Here is a 17,314-nt window from a genome sequence, read left to right as displayed (position 1 = left end):
ACCATGGGAACCGCCTGTGGATGACGATCGGAAGACCCGATTCGAGGCCGTTTACCAGCAGACGTACGAGCACATACTCGGCTACGCCATGCGTCGCTGCGACTCGCCGGATGACGCGGCGGACGTGGTCGCCGAGACGTTCGCGATCGCCTGGCGCCGCATGGACGCGCTGCCGCCGGGCGAAGAGTCCAGGCTGTGGCTGTACGGGGTGGCCAGGAACGTGCTGGCCAACCACCGCCGCGGCCAGGCCAGGCACCGGCACCGCAGCGTGGAGCTGGACACCGACCTCGCCGACCTGTACGCCCACTCGCAGGAGACCAGCGTCGAGCTGGGCGCGATCGCGCGGGCGTTCGAGCAACTGTCCGAGGACGACCGGGGAGCTGATCTCGCTGGTGGCCTGGGAGGGCCTGGACCGGGCCCAGATCGCCATCGTGCTCGGCTGCTCGCGCAACGCCGTGCGCATCCGCCTCCACCGGGCCCGCAAGCGCTTCTCCAAAGCGCTGGCCACCGCCGGCGTCACCGTCAACTACCTGGTCATGGAGTCCGCATGAACGAGTTGCAGCATCTCGCCAGGGTCCATGACGAGGAGCTGGCGGGCCAGGCGTCCGGCGCGGGGGCGCGGGCGCTCCTCGTCTCGATCACCGCCGAGGAGCCTGCCGCCGAGCCTGTCCGCCGCCGGACCTCTCGGTGGCGTGCCCGCCTGGCCGTGGGCGCCGTGGCCGTCACCGGGCTCGCCGCGGCCGCCGTGATCGCCCCCGCCGTCCTCGGCGCGCGCGGCCCCGCCACCTCCTACGCCAACTCCGCCATCGACATCGAGCTGCGCGGCGACACGTACGTGGCCACCATCAAGGACCCGTTCGCCGACTACGCCAAATACACCGAGGGCTTCAAGGCCGTGGGTCTGGACGTGAACCTGGAGGTCGTGCCGGTCTCTCCCACCCAGGTGGGTCAGATCACGGGCATGCGGCTGAGCGGCCGGCCGGCGGACAACGGCGAGTCCATCACCAACAGCACGACGCCCGAGGGCTGCACGTTCGGCAGTGCGGGCTGCGCGATGACCGTCGAGGTGGCCCGTGGCTGGCCCGGCTGGGCCTCGGTCCAGCTGGGACGGGCGGCGCGGCCGGGGGAGAGGTACCAGAACTGGCGCTCGGCCATGAGGAAGGGCGAGATGCTGGAGGGCTACCGCGCCGACGGGAAGACCGTGGGCGAGGTCATGGCCGAGGTTCGCCGGCGCGGCCTCAAGGCGGTCTTCCAGACCATCGTCCCCGCGCCGGACAACGACGGCTACGCGGTGGACCCGAAGCAGCAGTCGGCCAAGGTCGGCGACGACTGGATGGTCTGGGAGGTCCAGTCGGAGCAGGCCGGCGTCGTGCGCCTGATGGTGACCAAGGAACGACTGCCGAAGAACCCCGTCTACGGCGACACGAAGATCCTGGACGAGTAGCCGGGGTCAGCCGGTGAAGGCGGCGTGCCGGGCTCGCGCCTCGGCCTCCGGGAGCAGGTCGCGGGCCGCCAGCCAGGCCGCTGCCCCCGCCGGGTCGCCCGCCGTGACGGCGTCCGCCAGGAGGTCGTGGACCGCTCGCTGGACGGGGCCCTCCGACGTGAGCACACCGCCCGCGAGCACGATGGGCAGGCCGGGCTCGTGCATCTGGGCCGCGGTGCTCGCCAGCCGGGCCGCGGCCTCGGCGACGAGGGCCCGCGCTGCCGGGTCGCCCGCCTCGGCGGCCTGGCCGACGAGGGGCGCCAGCTCGGCGAGCGCCAGCGGCGGCCGGGCGTGCACCGCCGCCGCCAGCCGCGCGACCGGATCCCCGCCCATCCCTTCGGGCAGCAACTTCCGGACGACGAGCTCCGCCAGCAGCCCGCGGGGGGCCCGGACCGGGACAGCCGGGGAGGAGGGCGGCGCGGCGTGCCCCTCTGCGAGGGCGCGGATGGCGGCGCGGGCGGCGGCGTGGCCGAGCCAGAAGGCCGACCCCTCGTCCCCGAGCAGCCATCCGTACCCGTCGGCGGTCGCCGTCTGCTCGTGGCCGGTAATTTTTGCCGCGATCGCCCCCGTCCCCGAGATCAGTACGGTTCCCGACGGTGCGGCGGTGCCGGCCGCGAACGCGGTCACGGTGTCCCCGACGACCCGTACCGGCGGGCCCTGGGGGAGGAGCGGGTGAAGGACGCGCTCGGCCAGCGCCCGGCACGCCCCGGGATTGCCCGCCAGCCCGACGACCACCGCGCTGACGTGCCGTAACGAAGCCGATGCCGCCTCCTGGACGGCGGCGGTCAGGTGCGCGCGGGCCCGCTCCATGCCGAGCGTCACCGGGTTGGCGCCGGGCGCGTGCCCGCGCCCGACCGGCGCCCCGTCCACCGTGAACAGCGCGGCCCGCGACGAGGTGCCGCCCGCGTCGACCCCGAGTACCAGCATGTCAAAAATTATTGCCCGAACGCCTTGACGACGCCAAGCCCTGGGCATAATTTTCATCGCGTGGAACTACTCAACCGCATCCAGGCCGAGCAGCCCGACCTGCCCGAGGCGCTGCGCAAGGTGGCCGAGGTCATCCTGGCCGCGCCCGCCGAGGCCGCCCGGCTGACCATCGTCGACCTGGCCGAGCGGAGCGGGACGTCCACGGCGACCATCACGCGCTTCTGCCGCGCCCTCGGCTTCACCGGGTACGCCGAGCTGCGCGTGGCCGTCGCCACCGAGACCGGCCGCAAGGCCCAGCAGACCTGGCACACCGACATCGGCCAGGAGATCCTCCCCGACGACACCCTCGACAAGGTGCTCGGCGTCGTGTCCGGCAACGACATCCGCCTGATCCAGGAGACCGCCGACCAGCTCGACCTGGCCGTGGTGGACAAGGCCGCCCAGGCGGTGGCCAGGGCCGGGCGGGTGCTGCTGTTCGGGGTGTCGAGCAGCGCGGCCGTGGCCAGCGAGATGGAATACCGGCTGCAGCGCATGCGCGTACCGACCTGGAGCAGGTCCGACGCCCACAGCGCGCTGACGGACGCGGCGCTGCTCGGACAGGGCGACGTGGCGATCGGGATCTCGCACAGCGGCCGGACCCGCGAGGTCATCGAGGTGCTCGCGGAGGCGAGCAGCCACGGCGCGATCACCGTGGCCGTCACCTCGCAGCCGCGCTCCCCGCTGGCCGAGGTGGCCGAGCTGGTGCTGACCACGGCCAGCCGGGCGACGAGCTTCAGGTCGGAGGGGTTCGCCGCGATCCACTCGCAGCTGCTGGTGCTCGACGTCGTGTACGTGTCGGTGGCCCAACGCACGTACGAGCGCACCAGGCAGGCATTCGACGTGACCGTCCGCGCGGTGGCCGGACATCGCCTCCCAGAAGGGGATTTATGACAGTAGATCCAGCAAAATTCGCTCAGCACATCGCCGACCTCGTCCGGACGATCCCGGACGACCCGGAGATCGCCCGAGCCGCCGGCCTCTTCACCAAGGCGCTGGCGGGGGGCGGCGTCATCCAGGCGTTCGGCTCCGGCCACTCGGAGGCCGTCGCGATGGAGATCGCCGGCCGCGCGGGCGGCCTCGTGCCCACCAGCAAGCTCGCGCTCAGGGACATCGTCCTGTACGGCGACGCCCCCCGCTCCGAGCTGGACCGCTACGACCTCGAACGCGACCCGTCCGTCGCCCGCGCCGTCCTCGACCTGGCGCCCGTCCGCCCCGGCGACCTGTTCGTGATCATCTCCAACTCGGGCGTCAACGGCGTGGTCGTCGAGCTGGCCACGCTCGTCAAGCAGCGCGGTCATGACCTGGTCGCGATCACCTCGCGCGCTCACGGCGAAGCCGTCGCGTCCCGCCACCCCTCGGGCCGCAAGCTCCTCGACCTGGCCGACGTCGTCCTGGACAACCGCGCGCCCTACGGCGACGCCGTACTCCCCCTGCCCGACGGAGGCGCCTCCGTCGGAGCCGTCTCCACCATCACCTCGGCGCTGCTGGCCCAGCTCGTCGTGGCCCGGACCGTAGGCGACCTGCTCGAAGCGGGCGAGGTGCCGCCGGTCTACCTGTCGGCCAACGTCCCCGAGGGCGACGCCCACAACCTCAAGCTGGAGGCGCTGTACGCCGGTCGCATCCGGCGCGGCGCCTGAGTCCTCCGCAAGCTGCCACGAGCCCTGTTCGGCATGCCCGAAATTCGGGCTCGCACCCCGCAAGGAGAACCCCCCATGTACCGAAATATCGGAAAAGTTGTCCTCTCCTTAGCCCTCCCTCTCGTCCTCGTCGTCGTGGCCCTGGTCGCCCCGGCCAGCGCCCAGCAGTCCGTACGACTCCAGTACCGCACCAGCGCTCCCGGCGCGAACACCGCCCAGGCCGAGCCCTGGTTCCAGCTCTTCAACGACGGCACCACCACGATCCCGCTCAACCAGGTCAAGATCCGCTACTACCTGACCGGCGCGGAGACCTACCGCTTCGCCTGCTCCTGGGCCGTGGTGGGCTGCTCGACGGTGACCGGGCAGTTCGTCCGCCAGTCGGGCGCCGACCAGTACCTGGAGGTCGGCTTCAGCTCCGGCAGCCTGGCCCCCGGCGCGAACACCGGCGACCTGCAGCTGCGCTTCTACCGCGCGGACTGGCAGCCGTTCACGCAGAGCGACGACTACTCCTACGGCTCCAACACCGCCTACACGAACTGGGACAAGGTCACCGTCCACGTCAACGGCCAGCTCGCGTGGGGGCGGCCGAACGGCACCGAGCCCACTCCCACTCCCACGGTCCCTCCGACGGGCTCGGCGGGCGTGCTGTTCGACGACTTCACGTACTCGGGGTCGAGTGATCCGCGCCTCGCCCAGCGCGGCTGGACGGTGCGCGCCAGCTCCGGCGGCCCCGGCGTGCCCGGCGCCACCTGGTCGCCCTCGGCGGTCTCGTTCCCCGGCGGCCTGCTGACGCTCGACTCCGCCACGAACGGCACCGCCGCCGGCACCGTGCAGACCGAGCTGTCCACCGCGAACCGCAAGTTCTTCGAGGGCACCTACGCCGCCCGCGTCCGCTTCAGCGACGCCCCCACCAGCGGCCCCGACGGCGAGCACGTGGTGCAGACGTTCTTCACCATCACCCCGCTGCGCTACAACCTGGACCCCGACTACGGCGAGCTCGACTTCGAGTACCTGCCGAACGGCGGCTGGGGCGAGCCGTCCGACATCCTCTACACCACCAGCTGGGAGACCTACCAGGCCGACCCCTGGCAGGCCGTCAACACCCACACCGAGGAGCGCGCGAGCTTCGCCGGCTGGCATGACCTCGTGATCCAGGTCTCCGGCGGGCGGATCAGGTACTACGTGGACGGGCGCCTGTTCGCCGACCACGGTGACATCTACTATCCCGAGACGCCCATGTGGATCATGTTCAACCAGTGGTTCATCGATCTCCAGGGCGCCACGGGGACGCGTACGTACCGGCAGCAGGTGGACTGGCTCTACTACAGCAAGAACGAGGTCGTCCCGCCCGCCGACGTCACAGCCCGCGTCGCCTCCCTGCGCGCCGCCGGCACCTCCTTCACGGACACCGTCCCCAACCCGTGACAAGGATCGCCATGAAGAAGCGCATCCTGGCCCTGGCCGCCATGTTCGCGGTGGCCGCGTGCGGCGCCGCCGAGGAGCCCAAGGCGTCCGCGGGCCCCGCCAGGCTGACCGTCTGGATCATGGACGGCAGCGTCACGCAGGACCTGCTGAAGAAGTTCGAGACCGAGTACGAGGCGGCGCACAAGGGCGTTGACCTCGACATCCAGATCCAGGCGTGGGACGGCATCGGCGAGCGCGTCACCGCGGCCCTGGCCAGTACCGACGCCCCTGACGTGATCGAGGTGGGCAACACCCAGGTCGCCCAGTACTCCGCCAGCGGCGGCGTCACGGACCTGACCGCCAAGGTCGCCGAGCTCAAGGGCGGGGACTGGCTGCCGGGCCTGGCCCAGCCGGGCAACATCGACGGCAAGCAGTACGGGATCCCCTGGTACGCCGCCAACCGCGTGGTCGTCTACAACAAGGACCTGTTCGCCAAGGTCGGCATCACGGAGCCGCCGACAACGCGCGACGAATGGCTAAACATAACCGCAAAGCTGAATAAAAACGGAAATCAGGGCATCTATCTGACCGGGCAGACCTGGTACGCCCTGGCCGGCTTCATCTGGGACGAGGGCGGCGACCTGGCCGTCCAGGAGGGCGGCAAGTGGAAGGGCGCCCTCGACACCCCGCAGGCCCTGGCCGGCATGGACTTCTACCAGCGTCTCCAGGCCCTCGGCAAGGGTCCCAAGGACGCCGACGAGGCCAACCCGCCCCAGCACGAGGTGTTCGCCCAGGGCAAGGTGGCCCAGATCATCGCCGTCCCCGGCATCGCCGCCCGCGTCCTGGAGGTGGACGACAAGCTGAAGGGCAAGATGGGCTTCTTCCCCATCCCGGGCAAGACGGCCGGCAAACCCGGCGCCGTCTTCACGGGCGGCTCCGACCTGATCATCCCGGCCGCTTCCAAGCGCCAGGACGCGGCGTACGAGCTGGTCAAGGCCCTGGCCGGGGAGCAGTTCCAGACCGAGCTGGCCAAGGCGATGAGCTTCGTGCCGAACCGTACCTCGCTGGCCGGCGTGCTGTCCGGTGACGAGGGCACCGCAGCCATGGCGAAGGGCGCCGTGGGCGGCCGTGCCACCCCGAACACCCCCAACTGGGCCGCCGTCGAGGCCACCTCCGTGATCAAGCAGTACATGACCGCCGTGCTCACCGGCGCCGACCCCGCGACGGAGGCGAAGAAGGTCTCGGAGACCATCACCACGACCCTGAACAGCGGGTCCTGAATGCGCACCAGGAGCCTGTGGCCCTACCTGCTCATCGCCCCCACGGTGGCGGGCGGGGCCTTCCTCCTGCTCTACCCGATGCTCAAGGCCGCGGTGATCTCCTTCCAGCACTTCCGCATGGGGGAGCTGATCAGGGGCGGCGCGGCCTTCGCCGGTCTGGACAACTACGCCGAGCTGCTGGCCGGCGCGGAGTTCTGGCAGGTGCTGTGGCGCACGCTGGAGTGGACCGCGATCAACGTGGTGCTGATCGTGGTCCTGTCCACGGGTGTGGCGCTGATGCTCGCCCGCCTGCGCCGCGGCCTGCGCCTGGCCCTGATGAGCGCCCTCGCCCTGGCCTGGGCCACCCCGATCATCGCGGCCACGACGGTGTTCCAGTGGCTGTTCCAGTCGGAGCTCGGCGTGGTGAACTGGCTGCTGGCCGGGCTCGGGTTCGACTCCTTCCGGGGCTATACGTGGTTCGCCGACGGCAGGGCCACGTTCGCCGTGCTCGTGGTCCTCGTCGTGTGGCAGTCGGTGCCGTTCGCCGCGCTCACCCTCTACGCCGGGCTGACCACCATCCCGGTGGAGCTGTACGAGTCCGCCCGGATCGACGGCGGCACAGGCCGGCAGATCTTCTGGAAGGTCACCCTGCCGATGCTGCGGCAGCTGTTCGCCCTGGTCGCCTCGCTGGAGGTGATCTGGGTGGCCAAGTGCTTCCCCCAGATCTGGGTGCTCAGCCAGGGCGGCCCGGACGGCGCGACGACCACCCTCCCGGTGTACGCGTTCAAGATCGCCCGGGTGCTGCACCGGTACGACCTCGGTTCGGCGGTCGCCATGCTCACCGTCGTCATCCTCGCCGTCGCCCTGGTCAGCAACCTGCGAAGGATGGTCCGCCAGTGAAGAGGCTGACGCTCAACGCCGCCGCGGTCGGCGTGCTCCTGATGACGATCTTCCCGGTCTACTGGATGTTCCTGACCGCCTTCAAGCCGACCAGGGAGATCCAGGCGGCCACGCCGACGTTCTGGCCGGCGCACCCGACGTTGGAGCACTTCGTGACGGCGGTGAACGCGCCCGGGTTCTGGACCTACTGGCGCAACAGCCTCGTCGTCACCGTGGCCGCGGTGCTGGTCGCGCTGGTGACGGCGCTGCTGGCGGCGTTCGCGGTGGCCAGGATGCGCTGGCGGGGGAGAGGGGCGTTCGTGGTCGCGGTGTTCGCGGCGCAGATGGCGCCGTGGGAGGCGCTGCTGGTGCCGGTGTTCATCATCGCCCGGGACGCCGAGCTGCTGGACTCGCTGGCCATGCTGAGCGGCGTCTACTTCATGATCACGTTGCCGTTCACGATCGTGACGCTGCGCGGGTTCCTGGCCGCGATCCCGCCGGAGCTGGAGGAGGCGGCGCAGGTGGACGGGTGCAGCCGGCTGGTCGCCTTCCGGCGGGTGGTCTTCCCGCTGCTGGCGCCGGGGCTGATGGCGACGTCGCTGTTCGGGTTCATCACGGCGTGGAACGAGTTCGCCTTCGTGAACGTGCTGATCATCAAGGATCAGGACAGGCGCACGCTGCCGGTGTGGCTGTCGTCGTTCCGCGACGTCTTCGGCACGGACTGGGGCGCCACGATGGCCGCCGCCAGCCTGTTCGCGCTGCCCGCGCTGCTGCTCTTCCTGTTCCTGCAGCGCCGGGTGGGCACCGGGATGACGGCGGGGGCCGTCAAGGGCTGACCGCGGTGAACGCGGCGTGCAGGGCCTTGGCGTCCGCCTCCGGGAGCAGGTCGCGGGCCGCCAGCCAGGCCGCCGCGCCCGCCGCGTCACCCGCCGTCGAGACGCTCTCGTCCGCCAGCCGCTCCACCACGGCCTGCCGTACCGGACCCTCGCTGGTCAGCACGCTCCCGGCGAGCACCACCGGACCGGACACGTGTATCCGTCCGAGGGTGGCGACCAGCCGGTCGGCGGCATCCTGCGCGATCTTCAGCGCTGTCTCGTCGCCTGCCGCGGCCGCCCGGCTGACCAGGGAGGACAGCGCGGCCAGGCGCATGTGGTCGGCCTGCGCCAGCCGTACGATGCGATCGGCGACGGCACGCGGCGCGGTGGGCCGCTCGTCGCCGAGGAAGTCGGCCACCACGAGCTCGGCCAGCGCCCCGGTCGGCGGCGCGCCGCGGTCGAGGGCGCCGACCACCGCCTTGACGGCCTGGCGGCCGATCCAGAAGCCCGACCCCTCGTCACCCAGCAGCCAGCCCAGCCCGTCGGCGATGACGTCGAGCCGGAAGCCCGCGATCCTGGCCGCCACCGCCCCCGTGCCCGACAGCAGCAGCGAGCCGTCGGGCTCCGGCGAGCCCGCGGCGTAGGCGATGGGCGTGTCGCCCATGTAGCGCGGCCCCTCCGCGATGCCGTGATCGGCCCAGACCTTCGCCAGCTCGGGCACCATCTCCGCCACGTGCCCCGCCACGCCCGTCAGCGAGGCGGCGACCCGCCGTCCGTCGTGCGCCCCCAGCGCCTCACCGAGCGCGGCGGCCACGTTGGCCACCGCCTTGCCCAGCCCGTGAGCAGTGGGATTGCCCGCGCCGGCCCGCGCGTAGCCGACCCTGGTGCCGTCGAGCGCGTGGACGGCGACCCGCGTGGACGTGGCCCCGGCGTCGACACCGACCACTAGCGATTCAGTCACGGTCCGAGTCTGGGGGTTGACGCGGACCGGAAGCAAGAATAATTTTCGCCAGAAGACCGGGTATTCGGAAGGAATATTCGTGACTTCAGGAGCGCTTGGGCGCGTCGAAACAGAACTACCCGGTTTGCCGGAGGCGTTGCGCAGGGTCGGCGAGGTGATCCTCGGCGATCCTGCCGAGGCCGCGCGCTCGACCATCATCGCGCTCGCCGAGCGGGCCGGCAGCTCGCCGGCGACGGTGACGAGATTCTGCCGGGCGTTCGGCTTCTCGGGGTACGCCGAGCTGCGCGTCGCGCTGGCCACCGAGACCGGACGGGCGGCGCAGGCGGGCTGGGGGGCGGGCGTCGGCCACGAGATCGGCCCCGACGACCCGCTCGACTCGGCTATCGAGGTGATGGCCGCCGCCGACACCAGGCTCATCCAGGACACCGCCGCGCAGCTCGACCTCGACGTCGTCGCCAAGGTGGCCGACGCGATCGTGGCCGCGCCGCGCGTGCTCCTGGTCGGCGTCTCCACCAGCGGCAACGTCGCCGCCATGTTCGAGGGCCGGCTGCGCCGCATCGGCGTCCCCGGCTGGAGCGCCGGTGACGCGCACGTGGCCCTGTCGGAGGCGGCCCTGCTCAAGGGCGGTGACGTGGCCATCGGCATCAGCCACCGGGGCCGCACCCGCGAGGTCATGGAGGCGCTGGCCGAGGCCGGCAGCCACGGCGCGCTGACGGTCGCGGTCACCTCCTTCGCCCGCTCGCCGCTGGCCGAGCTGGCCGATCTGGTGCTGACCACGGCCAGCAGGGAGACCACGTTCAGGCTCGGCGGGCTGGCCGCCGTCCACTCGCAGCTGTTCGTGCTGGACGCCGTGTACGTGGCGGTGGCCCAGCGCACCTACGAGCGCACCAACGAGGCGTTCGAGCGCACGATCAGCGCCGTGGAGAGCCACCGGGTGGAGAGAGGCTGAATGACGTACGCAACCCAGGTCCTCGATCTGGCCCGCCAGGTCACGCAGAGCCAGGCCGAGCCGGTGCGGGAGGCGGCCGCGCTGCTCGTGGCCTCGATCCGGGCGGGCGGCGTGGTCAACGCGTTCGGCTCGGGGCACTCCGAGGCCATCGCCATGGAGATCGCCGGACGGGCCGGCGGCCTCGTCCCCAGCAATCGCCTCTCGCCCAGGGACCTCGTCCTGTACGGAGGTCACCCGCCCGGCGTGCTGACCTCCGAGCTGGAGCGCGACCCGGCCATCGCGCACGAGATCTACGACCTGGCGCCGGTGGCGCCGCAGGACGTGTTCGTGCTGATCTCCAGCTCCGGCGTGAACGGCACGGTCGTCGAGCTGGCCACGCTCGTCAAGGAGCGCGGGCACCCGCTGATCGCCCTCACCTCGGTCGAGCACAGCACCCGGATGGCCTCGCGCCACCCGTCGGGCCGCAAGCTGCTCGACCTGGCCGACGTCGTGCTGGACAACGGGGCGCCGTACGGCGACGCCATCCTCGAGCTGCCCGGCGGCGGCACGTACGGAGCCGTGTCCACGGTCACCTCGGCGCTGCTCGCGCAGATGGTGGTCACCCAGGCGGTGGACGAGCTCGTGGCCATGGGCGAGACGCCCCCGATCTACATGTCGGTCAACGTGACCGGCGGCGACGAGCACAACAAGGCCCTGGAGAGCCGCTACGCAGGCCGTATCCGACGCGGATCATAGACAAGTCAGGAGCAGTCATATGCCCAACACCCCCCATATCAGCAGGCGTGAACTCCTTCGCGGCGCCGCACTCGTACCCGTGGCGGGGGCGCTGGCCGCCTGCGCCACGCCCGCCGCCAAGCCCACCGCGTCGTCCTCGGCGGCGCCGGTCGCGACCAGCGCGGCCAATCCGTTCGGCATGGCGGACAACAAGCCGCTGGAGGTGTGGATCTTCGACGGCGGCTTCGGCCAGGACTACGCCAAGAACATCCACCAGCCGCTCTTCAAGACCAAGCACCCGAACGTCGAGATCAAGCACAACGCGACCAAGGAGATCACCAAGGTCCTCCAGCCGCGCTTCGCCGGCGGCAACCCGCCGGACGTGATCGACAACTCCGGCGCCAACGCCATGGACTTCGGCGCGCTCGCCCAGGACGGCCAGCTCCAGGACCTCACCCCGCTGCTCGACGCGCCCAGCTGGGACGACCCGAACACCAAGGTCCGCGACACCATCGACCAGGCCGTCATCGACCTCGGCACGTACGACGGCACCTTCAGCGTGCTCGGCTACGTGAACTACATCTTCGGCATCTGGTACTCGCAGAAGGCCTTCCGCGAGAACGGCTGGGAGGCGCCGAAGACCTGGGACGAGTTCCTCAAGCTCTGCGAGACCATCAAGAAGTCCGGCAAGATGGCGCCCTTCACCTACGCCGGCAAGTTCCCGCAGTACCTGTACGAGCCGCTGCTCACCATGGCCGCCAAGATCGGCGGCGCCGAGGTGCTCGTCAACATCGACAACCTCGAGGACGGCGCCTGGAAGAGCGACGCCATGAAGACCTCGGCCGCCGCCTGGGCCGAGATCGGTGCCAAGTACCTCATGGAGGGCACCGCCGGCCTCGACCACGTGCAGACCCAGACGGCCCAGAACAAGTACAAGGTCGCCATGCTGCCCTCCGGCTCCTGGCTGGAGAACGAGCAGAAGACGACCACCCCGGCCGACTTCGAGTACGGGATGTTCCCGATCCCCGACTTCGGCGGCTCGGACAAGCTCCCGTACGGCACCCTGCACAGCCAGCCGAGCGAGAACTTCATCGTGCCCTCCAAGTCCCCCAACCCGCAGGGCGGCATGGAGTACCTGCGGGCCATGCTGTCGAAGAAGGCGGCGGGCGACTTCAGCGAGATGGTCAAGACGGTCTCCGTGGTCAAGGGTGCGGGCGAGGGGCGGAAGCTGTCGCCGGGCGCCGAGAGCGCGACCAAGGCGTTCGCCGCCGCGGGCACGAACGTCGTCTACTACCGCTGGCAGACCTGGTACGCCCAGCTCAAGGACGAGGCCATCGCCGCCACCGGCGAGCTGATGACCGGCGGGCTCAAGCCGGACGCCTACCTCGAGCGCCTGCAGAAGAAGGCCGACGAGATCAAGAACGACTCCTCGATCAAGAAGTACAAGCGTTGATGATCTTCAACAGGTATCGCCGCGGGCTGTTCATCACCTCGTTCCTGGCAGCCCCGGTGATCCTCTATCTGGTCTATGTGATCTCGCCATACATCCAGGCGTTCTACATCGCGATGACCGACTGGCGCGGCGTGACGGCCACGCCGACCTTCATCGGCCTGGACAACTTCAAGCGGCTCTTCAGCGATGGCACGTTCTGGAAGGCCGTCACGCACAACGGCGCGCTGCTCGTGCTGCTGCCGCTGATCACGATCGTCATCGCCCTGTTCTTCTCCTTCCTGCTCAACGTGGGCGGCGCGCAGGGCACGTCGGGGATCCGCGGGTCGAAGTTCTACCGCGTGGTGTTCTTCTTCCCGCAGGTCCTGGCCGTCGCGGTGGTGGCGGTGCTGTTCCAGCAGGTGTTCCGGCCGGACGGCAGCGGCATGCTGAACGGCCCGCTGATGGCGCTCGGGGTCAAGCCGATCGGCTTCCTGTCCGACCCCGACGTGGCGTTCTGGTCGGTGCTGGGCGTCATGGTCTGGCAGGCGGTCGGCTTCTACGTGGTGCTCTTCTCCGCCGGCCTGGCCTCCATCCCCAGGGACATGTTCGAGGCCGCGCAGATCGACGGGGCCGGCCGGGTGAGCCTGTTCTTCCGCATCACGCTGCCGCTGCTCTGGGACACCGTGCAGGTGGCCTGGGTATATCTGGGGATCCTGGCGCTGGACGTGTTCGCGATCGTCTGGGTCATGACCGACCAGCACGGCGGACCCGACTGGTCGACCACGGTCATGGCCGCCGAGATCTACCGCAACGCGTTCCAGTACTTCCGCTTCGGCTACGCCTCGGCGCTGGGCGTGATCATGTTCCTGTTCACCGTCGGCTTCGCGATCCTCTCGCTGCGCCTCTCGCGGCGCGAACGAATCGAGTACTGATGACAACGATGGTCTCCTGGACGGCGGCGAACTCGCGGAAGATCGCCCGCCAGGAGCGCAGGCGCCGGCTCGGCCCGATGGGCGTGCTGACGCATGTCGCGCTGCTGGTCTGGACGCTGCTGGTGATCGTGCCGATCCTGTGGACGTTCCTGGCCTCGGTCAAGAGCGAGGACGAGATCTTCGGTGACGCGTGGTCGCTGCCGGCCACGCTGCACTGGGACAACTTCGCCAGGGCCTGGGAGCAGGCGCACATCGGGCAGTACATGCTCAACAGCGTCATCGTCGTGTCGTTCAGCACGTTCGGGACGATGCTCATCGGGTCGATGGCGGCGTACGTGCTGGCGCGTTATCCCTTTCGCGGCAACCGGGCGATCTACCTGCTCTTCGTCTCGGGCCTGGCCTTTCCCGTCTACCTGGCGCTGACCCCGCTCTTCTTCGTCGTCCAGAACATGGGCAACGTGCCGCTGATCGGCCCCTTCATCGGCCTGAACACGCACGCGGGCCTGGTGCTGGTGTACATCGCGTACTCGATGCCGTTCACCATCTTCTTCCTCTCGGCGTTCTTCCGGACGCTGCCCACGGCGGTGGGGGAGGCCGCGATGGTGGACGGCGCGTCGCACACCCGCGTCTTCTTCCAGATCATGCTGCCGATGGCCCGGCCGGGCATCATCAGCATCACGATCTTCAACATCCTGGGCCAGTGGAACCAGTACCAGCTGCCTCTGGTGCTGCTGCAGGAGCGTGACAAGTGGGTCCTCACCATGGGCATCGCCGACATCTCCACCGCCGCCGGATACGACCAGGACTGGTCCGCCCTCTTCGCCGCCCTGACCCTGGCGATCCTGCCGATGCTGGTGGTCTACACGGTCTTCCAACGCCAGATCCAGAGCGGCCTGACATCTGGAGCCCTCAAGTAACGGGGGCTTAGGCTGCGGGGTGTGACTGGCGAAATCCGGGCGCTGCTGGCCCGCCATCTCCCCGACTACCGGGTGCGCTCCATCGATCGGCTGGGCCAGGGCCTCGACAACACGGTGTACGAGGTCAACAACGAATTACTGGTACGGCGTAACAAGGCGACGACCCCCGAGGAGAACCGCCAGGAGGTCGCCCGCCTAGCGGCGGTCAGGGAGTTGTCCCCCCTGCCGGTCCCCGAGGTGGTCTTCGCCGACGACGAGTCGGGGGTGATCGCGTACAGCAAGCTCCCGGGCGAGCCCCTCAACCGGCACCCCGTGGCCGACCCCCGGCTCCTGGCCCAGCCCCTGGGCGAGTTCCTCAGCGCCCTGCACGGCGCCTCGCCCGCCAGGATGCGCGACCTCGCGCCGCTGGACGCCTATCCGGCGCTCACCCTCCTGCAGGACGCCGAGCTCGACTACCGCGACGTCGAGGCCCACGTCCCGGAGGGACAGCGCCACCTGGTGGAGCGCTTCCTGCGGGAGCCGCCGCCGGACGAGCCCGGCGAGCTGCGCTTCTGCCACAACGACCTGGGCGCCGAGCACCTGCTCGTGGACGCGGCCGCCGGCACGATCACCGGCGTCATCGACTGGACCGACGCCGCCATCACCGACCCGGCCCACGACTTCGCCCTGATCTACCGCGACCTGGGACCGGAGGTCTTCGAGCTGACGGTGTCGCACTACGCTTCGGACCTGGACGAGGCGGACCGCGCCCGGGTGCTCTTCTACGCGAGGTGCGCGCTCATCGAGGACCTCGCGTACGGCCTGAGCACAGGCCCCCACCACTACGCCGAGGCCGCCCTGAGCCACCTGGCCTGGACGTTCGGGTAGGTCGCGCGAGGACCACCCACCCGTCACCCGCTCGGCCTGCCCGCCCGGGCCCCGCCTCGGCTCCAGGCGGATGGGCGTGCAGGCGCCGGCCGCACAGGCCCTCCTGCCGCGAGAATCCTCGATGTGCCGGCATAGATCGACATGCTGCCCGCGTCCTTGCCTGTGAACATCGCGAGGAGGACGGGTGGATCCAGGATTTGAGGCGGACTTCCGGCAGTTCGTCGTCGACCGGTCAGGGGCCTTGTTCCGCACGGCGTATCTGCTGACCGGTGACCGGCACGCCGCCGAGGATCTGGTGCAGTCGGCCCTGGTCAAGACGGCCACGAAGTGGCGCAGTCTGCGCGATCCGGCCGCCATCGAGGGATACGTTCGCCGGGTCATGTACCACGAGCAGGTGAGCTGGTGGCGGCGGCGCTCGCGCGTCGCGGAGGTGTCAACCGGTTGGCTGCCCGACCAGACCGACGACGGGCACGCCGACGTCGTGGACCTTCGCATGGTGATGCGCGCGGCCCTCTCCCGGCTCACACCCCGGCAACGGACCATGCTCGTGCTGCGCTACTTCGAGGATCTCTCCGAGACCGAGATCGCGCGGGTGCTCGGCGTCAGGGTGGGCTCGGTACGCAGCCAGATCTACCGCTCGCTGGAACGCCTGAAGAAGACGGCACCTGAACTGACCACCGTGAGGGAGCTCCGATGAACATCGAGAACCTGCTGCGTGAGACGCTCGCCGACATGGCCGACGAAGAGCGGCCACCCGCGCCCGGCCGGTTCCTCCAGGTCCGCGAGCGCCGGGCCCGTGGCCGCGGCCTCGCCCTGGCGGCGGCGTCGATCGTCGCCGCCCTGGCGGTCGGATCAACAGTCGTGGTGCAGGGGATGTCGTCGCGGGCCCCCTCCGGTGATGTCGCCGGGCAACAGAACGCCGTCCCGCAGTCGGCCGTCACCGTGACCGTGGAGGAAGGGACGCGGCTCTCGCGACTCTTCGAGAAGCTGTCGTCGCTCACAGGCCGGCCGGTGGCGGAGTTCGAGAAGGCCGCCAAGGACAGCGCCGCGCTCGGCCTGCCGGCCTATGCCCGGGGGGCGCTCGAGGGGTTCGCCTTCCCCGGTACCTACACGTTCGCGCCCACCGTGAGCCCTGGCGAGATCCTCAGGGCGATGGTGGCCAGGTTCGTGCAGGCCGCCGAGGACACCGACCTGGTCGACGGCGCCAGGCGGGCCGGCAGAACGCCGCTGGAGATCCTGACCATCGCCAGCATCGTCCAGGCCGACGCGGGCAGGGACGAGGACATGCCCAAGATCGCCCGGGTCATCTACAACCGGCTGAAAAGGAAGATGCTGCTGCGACTGGACAGCACGGTCTTGTACGGCCTGGGCAAGTACGGGGCCGGCACAGTACGGGTCGAGGACCTCAAGAACCGGTCGCCGTACAACACCTACAGGCGCTTCGGCCTTCCGCCCGGCCCCATCGGCAACCCCGGAGGCGAGGCCATCAGGGCCGCGCTGAAGCCGGCCTCCGGTTCCTGGCTCCACTACGTGACCATCGACCCGAAGACGGGCGTCACGAAGTTCGCCTCATCCGAAACGGAATTCGCCCAACTGGTCGAAGAGCAGCGCGGCAAGAAGCCCGGAGCCGAGTGATGTGGCGCGCACATCGCGATGGTTCACGCGGGGCGAGGAGCTTCGACTTTGTTTTCTGGGCGGGCGGCTCGGTGTAGGGCATAGGCGACTCGATGACCGTCAGCCAAAACGGCGGAAGCCCATTGCTGAAGGGCTTCCGCCGCCGTCGTCGGGGTTGCTGAACCGCTATTTCTTGAAGGCGTCCTTCGCCTTCTCCTTTGCCTGCCGCAGATTGGCCTTGGCCTTCTGCACCTTTCCCTTGGCCTGCAGAGACTCGTTGTCGGTGAGGTCGCCGACACGCTCCTTGGCCATGCCTTTGGCCTCCTCGACCTTGCCCTTGGCCTTTTCCTTCCGGGCCATATCCATCTCCTCCTGTGCACATGCGGGCCCGCGTTCACGCCGGGTGCCGCGGACGCGGGCACATGGGTTTCCGCTGTCCGGTAATGCCTTTTTCCACTGCCCGGGTGGCAGGCGAATACACCCTC

General features: G+C 70.0%; 18 protein-coding genes and 1 pseudogene. 16 read left to right on the top strand and 3 right to left on the bottom strand.

All coding sequences use genetic code 11. The features are described 5' to 3' along the window. Window positions 1–16: 16 nt before the first annotated feature. Window positions 17–551 (top strand): annotated as a pseudogene (locus tag ACFKCF_RS01715) (RNA polymerase sigma factor). Beyond that, the gene (locus ACFKCF_RS01710) at window positions 548–1,444 is read left to right on the top strand and encodes a hypothetical protein (protein ID WP_394489844.1); all 897 of its coding nucleotides are present in this window, start codon (window positions 548–550) and stop codon (window positions 1,442–1,444) included. The pseudogene ACFKCF_RS01715 and the gene ACFKCF_RS01710 overlap by 4 nt, the downstream one beginning before the upstream one ends. Window positions 1,445–1,450: 6 nt before the next feature. On the opposite strand, the gene ACFKCF_RS01705 is transcribed toward ACFKCF_RS01710, so the two are convergent. Beyond that, window positions 1,451–2,410: an N-acetylglucosamine kinase gene (locus ACFKCF_RS01705; RefSeq protein ID WP_394489842.1), complete on the bottom strand. Its 960-nt coding sequence runs from the start codon at window positions 2,408–2,410 to the stop codon at window positions 1,451–1,453. 60 nt (window positions 2,411–2,470) lie between these two features. On the opposite strand from ACFKCF_RS01705, the gene ACFKCF_RS01700 reads away from it, so the two are divergent. The 6 genes from ACFKCF_RS01700 to ACFKCF_RS01675 all read left to right on the top strand — a co-directional run bounded on the left by ACFKCF_RS01700 (window position 2,471) and on the right by ACFKCF_RS01675 (window position 8,464). Next, window positions 2,471–3,340, top strand: coding sequence for a MurR/RpiR family transcriptional regulator (locus ACFKCF_RS01700; protein WP_394489840.1), 870 nt, complete (start codon window positions 2,471–2,473; stop codon window positions 3,338–3,340). Continuing rightward, a complete protein-coding gene (locus ACFKCF_RS01695; RefSeq protein ID WP_394489838.1) occupies window positions 3,337–4,086 on the top strand; it encodes a sugar isomerase domain-containing protein in 750 nt (249 codons plus the stop codon). The genes ACFKCF_RS01700 and ACFKCF_RS01695 overlap by 4 nt, the downstream gene beginning before the upstream one ends. 75 nt (window positions 4,087–4,161) lie before the next feature. Next, the gene (locus ACFKCF_RS01690; protein ID WP_394489836.1) at window positions 4,162–5,511 is read left to right on the top strand and encodes a cellulose binding domain-containing protein; all 1,350 of its coding nucleotides are present in this window, start codon (window positions 4,162–4,164) and stop codon (window positions 5,509–5,511) included. 11 nt (window positions 5,512–5,522) lie between these two features. Beyond that, on the top strand, window positions 5,523–6,770 hold the full coding sequence (locus ACFKCF_RS01685) for an extracellular solute-binding protein (protein ID WP_394489834.1): 1,248 nt from the start codon (window positions 5,523–5,525) through the stop codon (window positions 6,768–6,770). Beyond that, complete coding sequence (locus tag ACFKCF_RS01680; protein WP_394489832.1) at window positions 6,771–7,649, top strand: carbohydrate ABC transporter permease; 879 nt, start codon at window positions 6,771–6,773, stop codon at window positions 7,647–7,649. After that, window positions 7,646–8,464, top strand: a complete 819-nt coding sequence (locus tag ACFKCF_RS01675) for a carbohydrate ABC transporter permease (RefSeq protein WP_394489830.1) — start codon at window positions 7,646–7,648, stop codon at window positions 8,462–8,464. Before ACFKCF_RS01680 ends, ACFKCF_RS01675 begins: the two co-directional genes overlap by 4 nt. Here ACFKCF_RS01675 and ACFKCF_RS01670 read toward each other — a convergent pair. After that, window positions 8,454–9,404: an N-acetylglucosamine kinase gene (locus ACFKCF_RS01670; RefSeq protein WP_394489828.1), complete on the bottom strand. Its 951-nt coding sequence runs from the start codon at window positions 9,402–9,404 to the stop codon at window positions 8,454–8,456. The two genes, ACFKCF_RS01675 and ACFKCF_RS01670, sit on opposite strands and share 11 nt — an antisense overlap. A 79-nt stretch (window positions 9,405–9,483) precedes the next feature. Between ACFKCF_RS01670 and ACFKCF_RS01665 the strand changes: the two genes are divergently transcribed. The 8 genes from ACFKCF_RS01665 to mltG all read left to right on the top strand — a co-directional run bounded on the left by ACFKCF_RS01665 (window position 9,484) and on the right by mltG (window position 16,850). Further along, the gene (locus tag ACFKCF_RS01665; RefSeq protein ID WP_394489826.1) at window positions 9,484–10,353 is read left to right on the top strand and encodes a MurR/RpiR family transcriptional regulator; all 870 of its coding nucleotides are present in this window, start codon (window positions 9,484–9,486) and stop codon (window positions 10,351–10,353) included. After that, window positions 10,354–11,088, top strand: a complete 735-nt coding sequence (locus tag ACFKCF_RS01660; protein ID WP_394489824.1) for a sugar isomerase domain-containing protein — start codon at window positions 10,354–10,356, stop codon at window positions 11,086–11,088. A gap of 19 nt (window positions 11,089–11,107) precedes the next feature. Then, window positions 11,108–12,520 carry an N-acetylglucosamine/diacetylchitobiose ABC transporter substrate-binding protein gene (ngcE, locus tag ACFKCF_RS01655; RefSeq protein ID WP_394489822.1) on the top strand — a complete coding sequence of 471 codons (1,413 nt, stop codon included), beginning with the start codon at window positions 11,108–11,110 and terminating at the stop codon, window positions 12,518–12,520. Continuing rightward, a complete protein-coding gene (locus tag ACFKCF_RS01650) occupies window positions 12,520–13,431 on the top strand; it encodes a carbohydrate ABC transporter permease (RefSeq protein WP_394489820.1) in 912 nt (303 codons plus the stop codon). Before ngcE ends, ACFKCF_RS01650 begins: the two co-directional genes overlap by 1 nt. Then, window positions 13,431–14,348, top strand: a complete 918-nt coding sequence (locus tag ACFKCF_RS01645) for a carbohydrate ABC transporter permease (protein WP_394489818.1) — start codon at window positions 13,431–13,433, stop codon at window positions 14,346–14,348. Before ACFKCF_RS01650 ends, ACFKCF_RS01645 begins: the two co-directional genes overlap by 1 nt. Window positions 14,349–14,369: 21 nt before the next feature. Next, window positions 14,370–15,215 (top strand): phosphotransferase family protein, encoded by an 846-nt coding sequence (locus ACFKCF_RS01640; RefSeq protein WP_394489816.1) that lies wholly within the window; start codon window positions 14,370–14,372, stop codon window positions 15,213–15,215. Window positions 15,216–15,399: 184 nt separating this feature from the next. Then, on the top strand, window positions 15,400–15,912 hold the full coding sequence (locus ACFKCF_RS01635) for a SigE family RNA polymerase sigma factor (protein ID WP_394489814.1): 513 nt from the start codon (window positions 15,400–15,402) through the stop codon (window positions 15,910–15,912). After that, window positions 15,909–16,850: an endolytic transglycosylase MltG gene (mltG, locus tag ACFKCF_RS01630; RefSeq protein WP_394489812.1), complete on the top strand. Its 942-nt coding sequence runs from the start codon at window positions 15,909–15,911 to the stop codon at window positions 16,848–16,850. The genes ACFKCF_RS01635 and mltG overlap by 4 nt, the downstream gene beginning before the upstream one ends. Window positions 16,851–17,015: 165 nt before the next feature. On the opposite strand, the gene ACFKCF_RS01625 is transcribed toward mltG, so the two are convergent. After that, entirely contained in the window at window positions 17,016–17,189 is a 174-nt protein-coding gene (locus ACFKCF_RS01625; protein ID WP_394489810.1) for a CsbD family protein, read from the bottom strand. Window positions 17,190–17,314: the final 125 nt, after the last annotated feature.

The organism is Nonomuraea sp. JJY05 (genome assembly GCF_043496855.1).
Classification (GTDB): Bacteria; Actinomycetota; Actinomycetes; order Streptosporangiales; family Streptosporangiaceae; genus Nonomuraea.
The sequence above is the reverse complement of the archived record's forward strand: the minus strand, read 5'-3'. Positions and strand labels throughout refer to the sequence as shown.

Coding starts and splice junctions, on each gene's coding strand:
- mltG (WP_394489812.1), top strand. CDS start 15,909: ATGAACATCGAGAACCTGCTGCGTGAGACGCTCGCCGACATGGCCGAC.
- ACFKCF_RS01695 (WP_394489838.1), top strand. CDS start 3,337: ATGACAGTAGATCCAGCAAAATTCGCTCAGCACATCGCCGACCTCGTC.
- ngcE (WP_394489822.1), top strand. CDS start 11,108: ATGCCCAACACCCCCCATATCAGCAGGCGTGAACTCCTTCGCGGCGCC.
- ACFKCF_RS01625 (WP_394489810.1), bottom strand. CDS start 17,189: ATGGCCCGGAAGGAAAAGGCCAAGGGCAAGGTCGAGGAGGCCAAAGGC.
- ACFKCF_RS01680 (WP_394489832.1), top strand. CDS start 6,771: ATGCGCACCAGGAGCCTGTGGCCCTACCTGCTCATCGCCCCCACGGTG.
- ACFKCF_RS01705 (WP_394489842.1), bottom strand. CDS start 2,410: ATGCTGGTACTCGGGGTCGACGCGGGCGGCACCTCGTCGCGGGCCGCG.
- ACFKCF_RS01685 (WP_394489834.1), top strand. CDS start 5,523: ATGAAGAAGCGCATCCTGGCCCTGGCCGCCATGTTCGCGGTGGCCGCG.
- ACFKCF_RS01650 (WP_394489820.1), top strand. CDS start 12,520: ATGATCTTCAACAGGTATCGCCGCGGGCTGTTCATCACCTCGTTCCTG.
- ACFKCF_RS01710 (WP_394489844.1), top strand. CDS start 548: ATGAACGAGTTGCAGCATCTCGCCAGGGTCCATGACGAGGAGCTGGCG.
- ACFKCF_RS01690 (WP_394489836.1), top strand. CDS start 4,162: ATGTACCGAAATATCGGAAAAGTTGTCCTCTCCTTAGCCCTCCCTCTC.
- ACFKCF_RS01660 (WP_394489824.1), top strand. CDS start 10,354: ATGACGTACGCAACCCAGGTCCTCGATCTGGCCCGCCAGGTCACGCAG.
- ACFKCF_RS01645 (WP_394489818.1), top strand. CDS start 13,431: ATGACAACGATGGTCTCCTGGACGGCGGCGAACTCGCGGAAGATCGCC.